We start from the raw sequence: 13774 nt of genomic DNA, 5'->3' as shown, positions 1-13774 counted from the left end.
GCCTTGTCCATCGTTCGGCGGGTCAGGTCGTCGCAAGGCCAAGCGGCCTGCGTGTCGCCGCTAGGCCATGGCGGCCGGTTGCTGCGCTATGCTGCGGCCATAGCGCCAGACGCCCAGCCAGCCGAAATAGTTGAGAAGGAGCAGGAACAGCAAACCGAGGGAGGCCGACAGCAGGCCTTCGTCTCCGGGCTGGGGGCTGGTGACGAGATCCCAGGCCTTGGCCCCGGACGTGTAGAGGTACCAGCAGGCGAGAACCCAGCTGAATGGCCGCCAAAATGACAAGGGCGGGATCCTCAGGTCGAAGGCGTAGGCAAAGACGCTATCATGGCCGCAAATTCCACGGCCAGGCCCGCATAGAACAGGGCCCGGTCGGCGGACGACAGCTGCGAAGCGATTTCAGGGGGTAGCGTGACGAAAGCCAATGACAGCATGAAAACGAAAATCAGCCCGTAAAGAACGGCAAACGCCTTCCACCACGCGACACGTATCTCCCAACCAGAATGCTTCGTCCGTTCTCAGCAGGAACGGGGTTTTGCCGCAGGATCCACACCGGCCTGGAATAGATCCTGCAACGCTTGCCTCTAGCGCGCTTGCGCCGGCTGCTGCGCCATGCGCTGCCCATAGCGCCAGACGCCGAGCCAGCTGAAATAGTTGAGGGCGAGGATGAGGATCAGCCAGATCAGGTTCGTGACGCCAAGGTCGCTCCCAGCCGGGGCGGCGGAAAACATCTTTACAAACCGCAGGACGCTGAGCAGCGACACCAGCAACTGATAAACGCCGGCGAGCCAGCTCAATGGCCGCCAGAGCCCATAGGGTGGGACATTCAGCTTGAAGGCGTAGGCGACGAGCCCGACGGTGATCAGAAACACCATCACGAACATCACGCTGGCAAGGCCAAGACCGATGGTAGACGCCAGCATGGCCCGGGTCGCCACCAGATAGCCGCCGAACACCATGCCGAACGTCGCAAGCAGGCAGTAAACAACGGCAAAAGCCTTCCACATCGCGAATCATCCCCCCAAGCGTGTAGTGCCCGCCATCTTGGGTGGTGTTGCGGTCCTTGTCTACCGGTTGACGGGCAGGCCGTTGCTCTCGCCTAGTCCGCGCTCAGCGCCACCGCCGGCTGCAGCCGCGAGGCGTTGCGGGCAGGCAGGAAGCCGAAGACGAGGCCGGTCAGGAAGGCGCAGGCAAAGGCGAGCGCCACCGGGCCGAAGGTGAAGGAAACGGGCATGCCGAACTGGCCGGCGAGCGCGCCGGTGCCGAGCCCGAGCGCGACGCCGAGCGTGCCGCCGATCGCCGAGACGACCAGCGCCTCGATGATGAACTGCAGCAGGATATCGCGCTGGCGGGCGCCGGTCGCCATGCGCACGCCGATCTCGCGGGTGCGCTCGCTGACCGAGACGAGCATGATGTTCATGACGCCGATGCCGCCGACGAGCAACGAGATCGCGGCAACCGAGGCGAGGAACAGCTTCAGCGTGTTCGAGGTCTCGGTAAAGGCTTCGCGCACGGAGGACATGTTGGTGATCTGCGTGTCCTGACGCTTGTGGCGCTGGTCGAGCAGCGCCTGGATCGTCTGCTGGGTGATGTCGATCGCCGAGCCATCCTTCACCTGAACGGTGATGGTGCGGATGTTGCGTTGGCCGAAGAGGCGGATGCTGCCGGTCGAAAGCGGCACCAGCACCACGTCGTCCTGGTCGTTGCCGAAGGAGGTGGCGCCCATTTCCGCCATCACGCCGATCACCTGGAAGGGGATCTTGTTGACCAGCACATATTGGCCGACGGGGTTGTCGCCATCGGGGAAGAGCGTTTTCACCACCGTCTGGCCGAGCACAGCGACCGGCGCATAGGTCTCCATGTCGTTCTGGTTGATGAACTCGCCCTTGGCGATCTTCCAGGATTTGGCCGTCGTAAACTGCGGCACGGTGCCGTTGGCGGTCGTCTGATAGTCGACATTGCCGCGACGAAGGGTGACGGAACTCGTCATCTCCGGGACGGCGAAGGCGACGTTCGGCACTTCGAGGATCGCGTCCGCGTCAGCTGGTACCAGCGTCACGTTGCTTCCGCCGGCGCTGCCGCGGAAATTCGCCATGCTCGGGCGTACGACGAGCAGGTCCGAGCCCATTGACGAGATGCGGCTGAGGACGGAATCCTGCGCGCCGGTGCCGATGGCGAGCATCGCGACCACGGAGCCGACACCGATGACGATGCCGAGCAGGGTCAGGATGGTGCGGAAGAGATTGGCCCTCAACGCCCGGAACGCCATCTTGACCGCTTCGGTGACGTCGGCGATCGCGGCCGAGCCTTCGCTGACATGGCGGGCGAGGGCGGCAGCCCCCTCGGCGTTCACACGGGCCTTCTTGGCGCGGTCGGCGACGATGCGGCCGTCATGGATCTCGATCAGCCGGTCGGCCTGTTCGGCGACCTCGCGCGAGTGGGTGATGACGATGACCGTGTGGCCCTCACCGTTCATGTCGCGCAAGAGCGCCATCACGTCCGAGCCGCTCTGGCTGTCGAGCGCGCCGGTCGGCTCGTCGGCAAGGATCACCCGGCCGCCGTTCATCAGCGCGCGGGCGATGGAGACGCGCTGCTGCTGGCCGCCGGAAAGCTGGCTCGGCCGGTGGTCGAGGCGTTCGCCGAGCTTCAGCGCTTCCAAGAGCGCCTCGGCGCGGTCGTGCCGGTCGCGCGCCGACATGCCGGCATAGACGGCGGGCACCTCGACGTTTTCCTTGGCGCTTGCCGTCGGGATGAGGTTGTAGCTCTGGAAGACGAAGCCGAAGGTGCGGCGGCGAAGGGCGGCGAGCTCGTCGCTGTCGAGGGTCGCGACGCTCTCGCCGTCGATCAGGTAGTCGCCGCCGGTCGGCTGGTCGAGGCAGCCGAGAATGTTCATCAGCGTCGACTTGCCGGAGCCGGACTGGCCGACGATCGCCACGAACTCGCCGGCCTCGATATCGAGCGACAGGCCGTGCAGCACCTCGACGGCGAGGTCGCCGTTGAAATAGGTCTTGCTGACGTGCTTGAGCGAGATGAGCGGGGTCATGGCCAGTCTCTAAGCCCTGATCAGAACATCGGCGGCATGCGCATGCCGCGCTGGTTTCTGTTGTCGCGGGTGTTGCCGCTGCCGGTCGATCCGGTGCTGACGACGACTTTCTCGCCCTCTTCGAGGCCGCTCTTGATCTCGGCGCTAACGCGGTTGCGAATGCCGACTTCGACGTCGCGGGTTTCGAGCGCGCCCGAGGCGGTCACGACCGTCACCTGCGCCTTGCGCGGCTCGCTTCCGGTCCCGTTCCTTTGGCCGTCGCGCCGGCTGCCGCCCTGGCCGGTTGCATCTCCGGTACCCTTGGCCGGGTGGCTCAGGGCGCCGCTCGGAACGATCAGCACATCCTTGGCGGCGGCCTGCACGAAAAACACCTGGGCGCTCATCGACATCATCAGCTCACCCTCGGGATTGGGCACGTCGAAGAGTGCGTAATAGAGCACGACGTTGTTGGCAGTGTCGGGCATCGGCTGGATCTGGCGAAGCTTGCCGGCGAAGTGCTTGCCGGGCTGGCCGAGCAGGGTGAAATAGGCATCCATGCCGACCTTCAGTCGGGTAACATCGGCCTCCGATACCTGCGCCTTCACCGTCATGGTCGAAAGGTCGGCGATGGTGACGATGGTCGGCGTCGTCTGGTTGGCGTTCAGCGTCTGGCCGGCCTTGGCCGGGTTGGCGACAATGGTGCCCGAGATCGGGGCATAGATCTTGGTGTAACCGAGATCGACCTTGTCGCCGGCGAGCGTCGCCTGCTGCTTGCGGATCTGCGCCTCGATGGCGTTGACGTCGGCTTCGGCGGCGGCGAGATCGGCAATCGCCTGGTCGAGCGTGGACTGCGCCACGCTCCGGGTATCGACGAGGTTGCGCTGCCGCTCGATATTGGCCTGTTTCAAAACCAGCTGCGCCCTCTTGGAAATCAGCTGCGCCTGGAGGTTGGCTAGCTCCGCCTGGTCGATCTCGATGCGGTTTTCGATCGTGGCCGGATCGATCTCGGCGACGAGCTGATTTTGCGTGACCGTGTCGCCGATCGCCACATGCAGCGCCTTCAGCTGGCCGGAGACCTGAGCGCCGGCATCGACGGAATTGACCGCGTCCAGCGTGCCGACGGCGGTGACGCTGTTTTCGATGTCGGCGCGGGCCACCACCTCGGTCACCATTGCGGTCGAGGCCGGGTTTTCGCCGTAGCGCGTCCAGCCGTAATAGCCGGCGCCGGCGACGGCGAGGATGACCGGCAGCCACAGCCAGGACCGCGAGCGGCGCTTGCGCTTTACCGTCTTCACCGCACCCGGAATGAAGGTGACGTTGGGCGCCGCATCGTCGCGGGGCGTGGTATCGGCTCGCGCCGTCTTGACTGTCTTGTTCATCGCTTGCGCCTAACCGGCATCGCCGATGCCAAAAATGGACAGGTTCAAAATAGAAGCGAATGGACGCGGCGAAAAGCATTGAGATCATTATATTTTCGTAATCTTCGCCATCTGCAGGGCAGGACAAAGGCGCCCGCGGCTGCAGGCGCCCCCGTTTTCAAAGGGCAACGACGGGTCTATCAGCTCCGCGGCGCGGTGAGCGCGGCGACGTCGACGACTGCGCCGTGGTGGTCGGCAAGGCCGGCAAGTTCGGCCTCATGCAGGGCACGCGCTGAAATCGTGCCGCTTGCCGATGGCAGGTCGCGGGTGGTGCAGGCATCGGCGGCGATGGTGATGCCGTAGCCGAGATCCTTGGCGGCGCGGGCCGTCGAAGACACGCAATTGTGGGTCATGAAACCGGCGAAGATGACGGGTGTCCCGGCCGGGCCGATGATGTCGGCAAGGTTGGTGTCGGAGAAGCCATTGGGTCGGATCTTCTCGACGATGGCTTCGCCCGCGATTGGCGTCAGCGCATCGACGATGGCGCCGCGATGCGCCGTCCTGTCGAACATGCCTCCGGCGGCTCCCCTATGAGCGACATGGATGACCTTCGCGCCGGCGGCACGGGCGGCGACCAGCAGTTGGCGCGCCTTTTCGATCGCCGCTTCCGGCTCGACGAGGCGCACCGGGCCGGCCAGATATTCGTTCTGGTAGTCGATCAGGACCAGCGTCGCTTCGCCAAGCGGCGGCGGGGCGAGCGTGACGCCGGCAAGCGTGAAGAGGGTTGCAGCGGGGGCGGAATCGGACATCGGAAGGCTCCTTGTTTCAAGCGCGCGAGGGGCGAAATGGGTTCGTGAAGGCGGGTCGGTGGACGTCAGCCCTGGCCGGGCGTTGGCTCCGGGGCCATGGCCCCTGGGTTTGGTTCGTCGAAGCGGTCTGTCTATGGGCTTGATATTAGCGGCTGCGTCAGCGCAGAGTGATCCGAAGTTTTCGGAGGATGATCTGCATGAATGCAGGGGGATGGGCAGATCTCGAACTGCTCGATCATCTGGTGCGTGGCGCGACGCTCAGCCAGGCGGCGCGCTCGCTCGGCGTCGACCAGACGACGGTGTCGCGAAGGCTTGCGGCGCTGGAGCGCCGGATGGGGGCGGCACTGTTCGACCGCATCGATGGCCGGCTGACGCCGACGCCGGTGCTGGCCCCTGTTGTCGAGCGCCTCAGGACGATCTCTGAGGAGGCCTCGCTGTCGCTGGCGACCTTGTTGCGGACCACGGCGGAACTCAAAGGCCAGGTGCGGGTGACCAGTATCGGCTTCGTCCTCAGCGCCATCCTGGCGCCGGCGCTTGCCCGCCTCGAACAGCGCCATCCGGGCCTGACGCTCGATCTCGTTGCCGACAACCAGATGCTGAGCATCGAGCGGCGCGAGGCCGATATCGCCATCCGCATGGCGCGCACCGGCGAGGACAGCGTGCGGGTGAAAAGCCTCGGCACGCTGCGTTTCCGACTGTTCCGGCCCAAGGGCCAGGAGGCAGGGCCTTGCCCGGTCGTGCGCTACGGCTCGACACTGGCGCATGTGCCGGAAATGCAAGCGCTCGACCGGCTGCGCCCGGATGCCCGCGTGGCGCTGACGGCCGACAAGCTGGAGATCCTGATGGAGGCTGCCCTTTCGCTCGGCGCCGAACTGATGCTGCCGGACGTCTCGGGCTCACGCGACCCGCGCTTCGAGGCGGTGGACGAACCGGATGCCACCGCCGAGCGTCCGGTTTACCTGATGATGCACCCGGAGCGCGCACGGGTACCGAGCGTCGCGGCGGTTGCGGCTTTCATCGAGGAGACGATGCGGGGCTGGAAATGACGCATACGGCCAGGATTGCCAGCGGCGACCGCACGGTCTATTGAAGGCTTCACTCTAGAGGTCTACCATGAACATGGTTCTGAAAATTGCAGGACGGCGACGCTGAAGCTCTCAACGCTTCCGCGCACCCTTTCTCATGCAATTTCAGGAAATGACCCATGTCCGTCAAATCGGCAGCCCTTACCGCACTTGCCTCCGCCTATGAGCTGACTGGCATTGATGCCTCTCCCACCATCGTCCGTTCGACACGGCCCGAATTCGGCGATCTCCAATGCAACGACATGATGCGGCTGGCGAAATCCGCCGGGCGGAACCCGCGCTCGCTCGCGGCTGATGTCGCAAAGGCGGCCCGGAGCGCTGCTTTCGAGGACGTATCCGTCGCAGGCCCTGGCTTCATCAATTTTCGGCTGAGCGATGCGGCCGTCGCGGCGGAAGCGAGCGCGATGCTCGCCGATGCGACGCTTGCCGCCGAGAAGGCCGAGCCGCTGCGCACGGTCATCGACTTTGGCGGCCCCAATGTCGCCAAGGCGCTGCATGTCGGCCATCTCAGATCCTTCGTCATCGGGGAGAGCCTGCGGCGCATCCTCATGGAGGTCGGCCACGATGTCGTGTCCGACATCCATCTCGGCGACTGGGGCCTGCAGATGGGCAAGCTTCTGCTGGGTGCGGCTGAAGCCGCGGGATGGAAGGCCGGCGATCCCACGCCCTTCATCGATCCGCGCGCCTTCGATGCCATGACCGTCGATGCGCTCGGCAGTCTTTACAAGGCGGGCAATGCTGCCTGCGAGGACGAGACTGCGCTTGCGCATGCGCGGATGCTGACCACAAGATTGCAGGACGGCGATCCGCTTCTGACTGAGGCCTGGGCGCGGATGCGGGCGATTTCGCTCGCGTCGATTTCGGCTACCGCGGCGATGCTTGGCGCGCATTTCGACCTGATCAAGGGGGAGAGCGATGCGCATGCGGAAGTCGCCCCCATGCTCGACGATCTGACAGCCCGCGGGCTGGCGCGCGAGAGCGACGGTGCCCTCGTCATCGATGTCGCCGGTGACGGACTTACCGACAATGCGCCGCCCCTGCTTCTTCAAAAGAGCGACGGCGCGGCGCTTTACGGCACGACGGATCTGGCGACGCTGCGGCAGCGGGTGCGTGATATCGTTGCAAGGCAGATCGTCTATTGCACCGACGACCGGCAGGCGCTGCATATTGCCAGCGTGTTTGCGGCGGCGCGGGCGGCAGGCTATACCGATGGCGTCAGGTTGCGGCACGCGACCTTCGGCACCGTTCGCGGCCATGACGGCAAGCCCTTCAAGACCCGTGACGGCTCCGCGGCCTCGCTCGCCGACATGATCGATCTGGCGCTCGCCAAGTCGTCGGAAAAGGTTGCTGACAGTCAGGCGGCCGTGGGGCTCGGCGCGTTGAAGTTCGCCGACCTCTCGACGCCGCGAAACACGGGCTATGTTTTCGACATCGACCGGATGACCTCCTTTGAGGGGCGGACCGGGCCGTATCTTCAATACGCTTACGCGCGGATCGCATCGATCCTCGACAAGGCGGCGGAGGCGGGCATGGTTCCGGCCGAGCGGGTCTCGATCAGCCATCCCTCCGAGCGCGCCGTGCTGATCGAATGCCTCTGGTATCCGCATGCGCTTTCACAGGCGGCGCACCATCTCGAATCGTTCGAAATCGCCGATCGGGCCTACCAGGTGGCGGACGCCTTCAGCCGCTTCTACGCGGATTGCCCGGTGCTGAAGGCCGACGACCCGTCGGGACGGCTTGCCACCTGCAAGCTCGTCGCAAGGGTCATCGGCAAGTGTCTCGAGCTTCTCGGGATGGAGCCGGTGCGGCGCATGTAGGGTGTGGGTGGCCGACCTCGTCGGTCAGCCCGCCGAAAACTCCGCCAACAAAGCGTCGAGTGCCCCGGGTGCCGCGACATCCACACACCGGATGTTGGCGGTAAGGGCCGCCGCCAGCATCTCTCGGTTTTCCCGGAGCGAGCGCTCGATGAATGTCCCGATGATCGCGGCCTTCTCATAGAACGCTTCGTCACGGCGGGCTTCGTCCATCATCCGCCGGCGCAGGAAATCGTCGTCCGCATGGAGAAAAAGGGCGGTGACGCTGCCGGGTTCGAGTTCGGCCACATATTCCGGCCGCAGCGCCGCACCCTCCAGCACGAAGGGCTGCCCACGCTCCCGATGGCTGTCGACGATCTGGCGGATGCGCGGCCACATGTTTTCGTGGTGCACTTTCAGGAACCAGTGGATCGTCTCGTCGCTCAGGCTGGCATAGTACTCGGCGACTTCAGGGCGCAGTGAGGGCCAGGGCCGGCCGGGATGACGGCCGAGCGCGTCCGTCGAGATCAGCTCGCGGCCGAGCGAACGCGCCAGGGTTCCAGCGAATGTCGATTTTCCGACATGCGAGGTTCCGCCAATCAGGATACCGAGGGCTGGCTGCTGCATGCGTTGAACTCCGTAATAACTTGATTTGTCCGGCGCGTGGCACAGGCATTTGCAGCGGGCATGCTACGAGCTTTCCCGACCGTCATGAGGGGAGGCACAGGCTAAAGCAATTCGAAACAAGCCGCCGGTAAGCTGAACGAACTTTTCACTCGACGTGCCAGTGACTGAGTTTATCTACAGGATCCAAACGAGTTTGGCCCAATGAGAGACTATCTGTTTTGGGGGCTGCTTCTCCTCGGTACCTTCATCCAGATCAAGTGGAACCTCTGGGATACGAAAGCGCACCGTTGGGAGCTATCAGACGATAAAAACAGGGTTGGATTTGCATTGTTTTCGCTCGTTTTTATCGCTGCCGCGCTAGTCTTGGCTATATAGGGCGGCCTTTCCGTTCCGTCTCATGGTAGGAATCTCGGAAAGACCGAGACCCAGTTGGATTTTCCCGCATTCCCGCGAGGCGAGATGTTGCTGGCGATACGCGGCAGCGGCCGCGTTTTCATCCCCAAGCGGCGGCACCGTTGGCGTCTCTCCCTTGAGTCGTCCTGCCTATCGGCCCCGCCTTTCACCGTCACTGCCGAAATTTTGCCGCTTCTTGAGAATCGTCTTGACGCTTCTTTGAGGCTTCACTAGAAGAATGCGAACCGTACCGTACGGTACTGATTGGGGCGAGGCAGCGTGCAGATGACTGTAGCGATGAGGGAGGCGAATGCCGGGGAGGGGCTGACGGAACGTCAGGGCGCCGTTCTCGAGCAGGCATTGCGACTTCTCGTCGACGGCGGCGAAAAGGCGCTGACGACGGCCGGCATCGCGCGCGCGGCCAATTGCTCCAAGGAAAGCCTCTACAAGTGGTTCGGCGATCGCGACGGGCTGATCTCGGCGATGATCGGCTTTCAGGCGAGCAAGGTGCGCACGCAAGACGTTGCCGCCCGCGCGCTCGATGCCGAGAGCCTAAAGCGCCATCTGATCGTCTTTGCCAAGGATCTGCTGGAGGTTCTCGCCGGCGACGTGTCGCTGGCGCTCAATCGTCTCGCGATCGGTCAGGCGAGCCGCGACGGCTCCAAGCTCGGCCACATGCTGCAGGAGCGCGGACGCCGGCAGATCGGCCGCCGCGCGGCAGCACTGCTCGAAGCCGGCCGCAAGGCGGGGCTCTTGACGTTCGACGATGCCGAGGAGGCCTACGGCGCGCTCTATGGGCTGATCGTCTCCGACTGGCATCTGAAAATGCTGCTCGGCGAAGAAGCCGAGGAGATGAGACAAGGTTTTGGCCGCAAGGCGGAGCAGGCGGTTTCCGCCTTTCTCGCGCTTTACGGCACGAAAAGGTAACGGCGAGGGGAACCTCGCTTAAACGACTGACAAACAACGGGAAGGACCACAACAATGCGCGTCTATTACGATCGTGATGCCGATATCAACCTGATCAAGTCGAAGAAGGTCGCCATCGTCGGCTACGGCAGCCAGGGCCGCGCCCATGCGCTGAACCTGAAGGATTCCGGCGCCAAGGAAATCCGCATCGCGCTGAAGCCGGGCTCGGCAACGGCTGCCAAGGTCGAGGCCGACGGTCTCCAGGTTCTCTCGGTTGCGGAAGCCGCCAAGTGGGCCGACCTCATGATGATGGCGACGCCGGACGAACTGCAGGCCGAAATCTACAAGGCTGAAATCGCCGGCAACATCCGTGACGGCGCTGCGATCGCTTTCGCCCACGGCCTCAACGTTCACTTCGGCCTCATCGAGCCGAAGGCTTCGCTCGACGTCGTCATGATCGCGCCGAAGGGTCCGGGCCACACGGTTCGCGGCGAATACCAGAAGGGCGGCGGCGTTCCCTGCCTCGTTGCCGTTCACCAGGACGCTTCGGGCAACGCCCTTGACCTCGCGCTCTCCTACGCCTGCGGCGTCGGCGGCGGCCGTTCGGGCATCATCGAAACCAACTTCAAGGAAGAGTGCGAAACCGACCTCTTCGGCGAACAGGTCGTTCTGTGCGGCGGTCTCGTCGAGCTCATCCGCGCCGGCTTCGAAACGCTGGTCGAAGGCGGCTACGCTCCGGAAATGGCCTATTTCGAGTGCCTGCACGAAGTGAAGCTCATCGTCGACCTGATCTATGAAGGCGGCATCGCCAACATGAACTACTCGATCTCGAACACGGCCGAGTGGGGCGAATACGTCACGGGTCCGCGCATCATCACCGAAGAAACCAAGGCTGAGATGAAGCGCGTCCTCAAGGACATCCAGACCGGCAAGTTCACCTCCGAGTGGATGCAGGAATACAAGTCGGGTGCCGCCCGCTTCAAGGGCATCCGCCGCGTCAACGACAGCCACCAGATCGAGGAAGTCGGCGCCAAGCTGCGCGGCATGATGCCCTGGATCGGCAAGAACAAGCTGGTCGACAAGGCGAAGAACTAAGCCTTATCGAATGGTCGAATGAAGAGAGCCGGGGCAGTGCCCCGGCTCTTTTCGTTTGGCGACGGGCTCGGCGCGTGGACCTGCATGGCCACGGACGGGCTCGGCATAGATCAAAAGTTTAGTCTGTGCTAAACAACACTCGGCGTCGACGCCCATTGCGCGCGCAGTCTTTCGCATTCCCCATACGCTTCGTTCAAGCATGACCGGACCCGGAGGAAAGCCGATGAGTGACGATATCAAACTCACGCGTCGTGGCGTTTTGCTCGGCAGCACGGCGCTTGCCGCAACCGCAGGACTGAGCGCTTCGCCGGCATCGGCGGAGCTGAAGGAATACCCGCCGGGGCAGGCGTTCTCCGGCGTCATCGGGCGCACGTTCGACGTGTCGCAGCCGGCCTGGCCGGCACCCGTGCGGGCGCGGGAAGGGGCGGCGAACGTGCTTTTCATCGTCCTCGACGACACCGGCTTCGGCCAACTCGGCTGCTATGGCAGCCCGATCCGCACGCCCAACCTGGATGCGCTGGCCGCCGACGGCCTGCGCTACAGCAACATGCACACGACAGCGCTCTGCTCGCCGTCGCGCTCCTGCTTCCTCACCGGGCGAAACCACCATTCCAACGGCATGGCCTGCATCACCGAGGGATCGGAGGGCTTTCCGGGGGCGAACGGCCAGATCCCGTTCGAGAACGGCTTTCTCTCGGAAATCCTGCAGCAGAACGGTTACAATTGCTATGCTCTTGGAAAATGGCACCTGACGCCGGCCGAGCAGACCTCGGCTGCCGGGCCCTATGACCGCTGGCCGCTGGGGCGCGGCTTCGAGCGCTACTTCGGCTTCCTCGGCGGCGATACCCACCAGTATTATCCGGAGCTCGTGCGCGACAACAGCCAGACGGAACCGGACAAAACGCCGGAGGAGGGCTACCACCTGACGCCGGACCTGGTGGCGAGAGCCAAGGCGATGATCGCGGACTCGAAGCAGGTCGCGCCCAACAAGCCGTTCTTCATGTATTTCGCGCCGGGTGCCATGCACGCGCCGCATCACGTGCCGAAGGAATGGGCCGACAAGTACAAGGGCCAGTTCGACGACGGCTGGGATGCCTATCGCGAGAAGGTCTTCGCCAAACAGAAGGAGATCGGCATCATTCCGGCCAATACCGTGCTGTCGCGACACGATCCAGATGTGCAGGACTGGCAGAAGCTTTCGGCCGACGAGCGGCGGCTGTTTGCGCGGATGATGGAGGTGTTTGCCGGCTTTCTTGAGCATACCGACCATTACATCGGCGAACTGATCGCCTTCCTGAAGGACATGGGCGAATACGAGAACACGCTGATCATGGTGGTCTCGGACAATGGCGCCAGTGCCGAAGGCGGGCCGAACGGCTCGGTCAACGAGGGCAAGTTCTTCAACAACGTGCCCGACGACATCAAGCAGAACCTGGCCGCGATCGACGATCTCGGCGGGCCGAAATATTTCAACCACTACGCCTTCGGCTGGACACATGCCGGCAATACGCCTTTCCGGCGCTGGAAGCGCGAGACCTACCGCGGCGGGGTCTCCGATCCGTTCATGATCACCTGGCCGAAGGGCATCAAGGCAAAAGGCGAAATCCGCAGCCAGTACTGCCACGCGATCGACATGGTGCCGACCGTACTCGATGCGCTCGGCATCGATCCGCCGACGCAAATCCGCGGCGTCACCCAGTCGCCGATCCAGGGCTTCAGCCTCAAATCCTCGTTCGACGACGCCAATGCACCGTCGCTGCACATCACCCAGTATTTCGAAATGTTCGGCCACCGCTCGCTCTATCACGACGGATGGCGGGCAGTGTGCCCCTGGCCCGGAACATCTTTCACGGAATCGGGCCTGACATTCGGTGCCCCGATCTCCTACGACAAGCTGATCGAGCTCGATGCCAAGGGATGGGAACTTTACAACCTCAAGGAGGATTTTTCCGAGACGAAGAACCTCGCCGATACGGAGCGTGACCGGCTGATCGCGATGATCGGCATGTGGTATGTCGAGGCGGGTAAGTACAACGTGCTGCCGATCGACAGCCGTGGCACCGCGCGCTTCGCCGACGAGCGGCCGCAGATCTCCGCCCGCCGGAAAAAATACATCTACTACCCGGATACCCAGGTCGTGCCCGGCAGTGCGGCGCCCTATCTCGTCAATGTCGCCCATTCGATTTCGGTGGAGGCAAGCGTGCCGAAAGGCGGCGCCGAGGGCGTGCTTATCTCCATGGGCGGCGTCGATGGCGGCTTTTCGTTCTACGTGCAGGATGGCAAGCTGATCTATGGCTACAACTATGTCGCCGACCAGCGCTTCAAGGTGCAGTCGGATACGGCCATTCCCGAGGGCGACCACATCTTCAGCTTCGAATTCACGCCGACGGGCAAGGCCGACGTCGCCAAGGGCAAGGGCGTGCCGGCCAACATCAAGCTGTTCGTCGACGGCAAGCAGACGGGCACCGGTGACTTACCCGTGACGATCCCGATTTCGCTGGGGCTCGCTGCAGGCGTGTGCGTCGGCGCGGATTCCGGTTCGCCGACCATGGATACCGCCTACAGGGCGCCGTACCCGTTCACCGGCACTGTGAAGAAAGCACTGGTCGACGTCAGCGGCGAGGCGGTCGAGGATATGGCGGCGCGCATGAAGGTCTATCTGTCGCGGCAGTAAAGGTGTGAAGCTTGC

At 63.9% G+C, this 13774-nt stretch carries 11 protein-coding genes; 5 read left to right on the top strand and 6 right to left on the bottom strand.

What is annotated here, in order from left to right:
• Positions 1–60: 60 nt before the first annotated feature.
• The 5 genes from IB267_RS04905 to IB267_RS04885 all read right to left on the bottom strand — a co-directional run bounded on the left by IB267_RS04905 (position 61) and on the right by IB267_RS04885 (position 5186).
• A complete protein-coding gene (locus IB267_RS04905; protein ID WP_192446641.1) occupies positions 61–282 on the bottom strand; it encodes a hypothetical protein in 222 nt (73 codons plus the stop codon).
• Positions 283–581: 299 nt separating this feature from the next.
• Positions 582–1004 carry a hypothetical protein gene (locus IB267_RS04900; protein WP_192446640.1) on the bottom strand — a complete coding sequence of 141 codons (423 nt, stop codon included), beginning with the start codon at positions 1002–1004 and terminating at the stop codon, positions 582–584.
• 92 nt (positions 1005–1096) lie between these two features.
• On the bottom strand, positions 1097–3040 hold the full coding sequence (locus tag IB267_RS04895; RefSeq protein WP_192446639.1) for a MacB family efflux pump subunit: 1944 nt from the start codon (positions 3038–3040) through the stop codon (positions 1097–1099).
• A gap of 20 nt (positions 3041–3060) precedes the next feature.
• Positions 3061–4398, bottom strand: coding sequence for an efflux RND transporter periplasmic adaptor subunit (locus IB267_RS04890; RefSeq protein WP_192446638.1), 1338 nt, complete (start codon positions 4396–4398; stop codon positions 3061–3063).
• Positions 4399–4577: 179 nt separating this feature from the next.
• Positions 4578–5186, bottom strand: a complete 609-nt coding sequence (locus IB267_RS04885) for a cysteine hydrolase family protein (protein WP_192446637.1) — start codon at positions 5184–5186, stop codon at positions 4578–4580.
• Between the two features lie 197 nt (positions 5187–5383).
• Here IB267_RS04885 and IB267_RS04880 point away from each other — a divergent pair, with 197 nt between their 5' ends.
• Together IB267_RS04880 and argS are read left to right on the top strand one after the other, a co-directional pair.
• The gene (locus IB267_RS04880; RefSeq protein WP_192446636.1) at positions 5384–6232 is read left to right on the top strand and encodes a LysR family transcriptional regulator; all 849 of its coding nucleotides are present in this window, start codon (positions 5384–5386) and stop codon (positions 6230–6232) included.
• A 158-nt stretch (positions 6233–6390) separates the two neighbouring features.
• On the top strand, positions 6391–8088 hold the full coding sequence (gene argS / locus IB267_RS04875) for an arginine--tRNA ligase (protein WP_192446635.1): 1698 nt from the start codon (positions 6391–6393) through the stop codon (positions 8086–8088).
• A 24-nt stretch (positions 8089–8112) separates the two neighbouring features.
• Here the strand turns inward: argS and IB267_RS04870 are convergent, their stop codons facing one another.
• Positions 8113–8691, bottom strand: a complete 579-nt coding sequence (locus IB267_RS04870) for a hypothetical protein (protein ID WP_192446634.1) — start codon at positions 8689–8691, stop codon at positions 8113–8115.
• Between the two features lie 672 nt (positions 8692–9363).
• On the opposite strand from IB267_RS04870, the gene IB267_RS04865 reads away from it, so the two are divergent.
• From IB267_RS04865 to IB267_RS04855, 3 genes are all read left to right on the top strand, one after another.
• Positions 9364–10011, top strand: a complete 648-nt coding sequence (locus tag IB267_RS04865; RefSeq protein WP_192446633.1) for a TetR/AcrR family transcriptional regulator C-terminal domain-containing protein — start codon at positions 9364–9366, stop codon at positions 10009–10011.
• Positions 10012–10065: 54 nt separating this feature from the next.
• Positions 10066–11085: a ketol-acid reductoisomerase gene (gene ilvC / locus IB267_RS04860; protein ID WP_192446632.1), complete on the top strand. Its 1020-nt coding sequence runs from the start codon at positions 10066–10068 to the stop codon at positions 11083–11085.
• A gap of 223 nt (positions 11086–11308) precedes the next feature.
• Positions 11309–13759: an arylsulfatase gene (locus IB267_RS04855; protein WP_192446631.1), complete on the top strand. Its 2451-nt coding sequence runs from the start codon at positions 11309–11311 to the stop codon at positions 13757–13759.
• Positions 13760–13774 lie beyond the last annotated feature (15 nt).

It is taken from the genome of Ensifer sp. ENS09 (genome assembly GCF_014852425.1).
Classification (GTDB): domain Bacteria; phylum Pseudomonadota; class Alphaproteobacteria; order Rhizobiales; family Rhizobiaceae; genus Ensifer.
The sequence above is the reverse complement of the archived record's forward strand: the minus strand, read 5'-3'. Positions and strand labels throughout refer to the sequence as shown.

Bases quoted from the DNA above. Each gene is read 5' to 3' on its own strand.
- IB267_RS04900 (WP_192446640.1), bottom strand. From the start codon at position 1,004: ATGTGGAAGGCTTTTGCCGTTGTTTACTGCCTGCTTGCGACGTTCGGC.
- IB267_RS04895 (WP_192446639.1), bottom strand. From the start codon at position 3,040: ATGACCCCGCTCATCTCGCTCAAGCACGTCAGCAAGACCTATTTCAAC.
- IB267_RS04890 (WP_192446638.1), bottom strand. From the start codon at position 4,398: ATGAACAAGACAGTCAAGACGGCGCGAGCCGATACCACGCCCCGCGAC.
- IB267_RS04885 (WP_192446637.1), bottom strand. From the start codon at position 5,186: ATGTCCGATTCCGCCCCCGCTGCAACCCTCTTCACGCTTGCCGGCGTC.
- IB267_RS04880 (WP_192446636.1), top strand. From the start codon at position 5,384: ATGAATGCAGGGGGATGGGCAGATCTCGAACTGCTCGATCATCTGGTG.
- argS (WP_192446635.1), top strand. From the start codon at position 6,391: ATGTCCGTCAAATCGGCAGCCCTTACCGCACTTGCCTCCGCCTATGAG.
- IB267_RS04870 (WP_192446634.1), bottom strand. From the start codon at position 8,691: ATGCAGCAGCCAGCCCTCGGTATCCTGATTGGCGGAACCTCGCATGTC.
- ilvC (WP_192446632.1), top strand. From the start codon at position 10,066: ATGCGCGTCTATTACGATCGTGATGCCGATATCAACCTGATCAAGTCG.
- IB267_RS04855 (WP_192446631.1), top strand. From the start codon at position 11,309: ATGAGTGACGATATCAAACTCACGCGTCGTGGCGTTTTGCTCGGCAGC.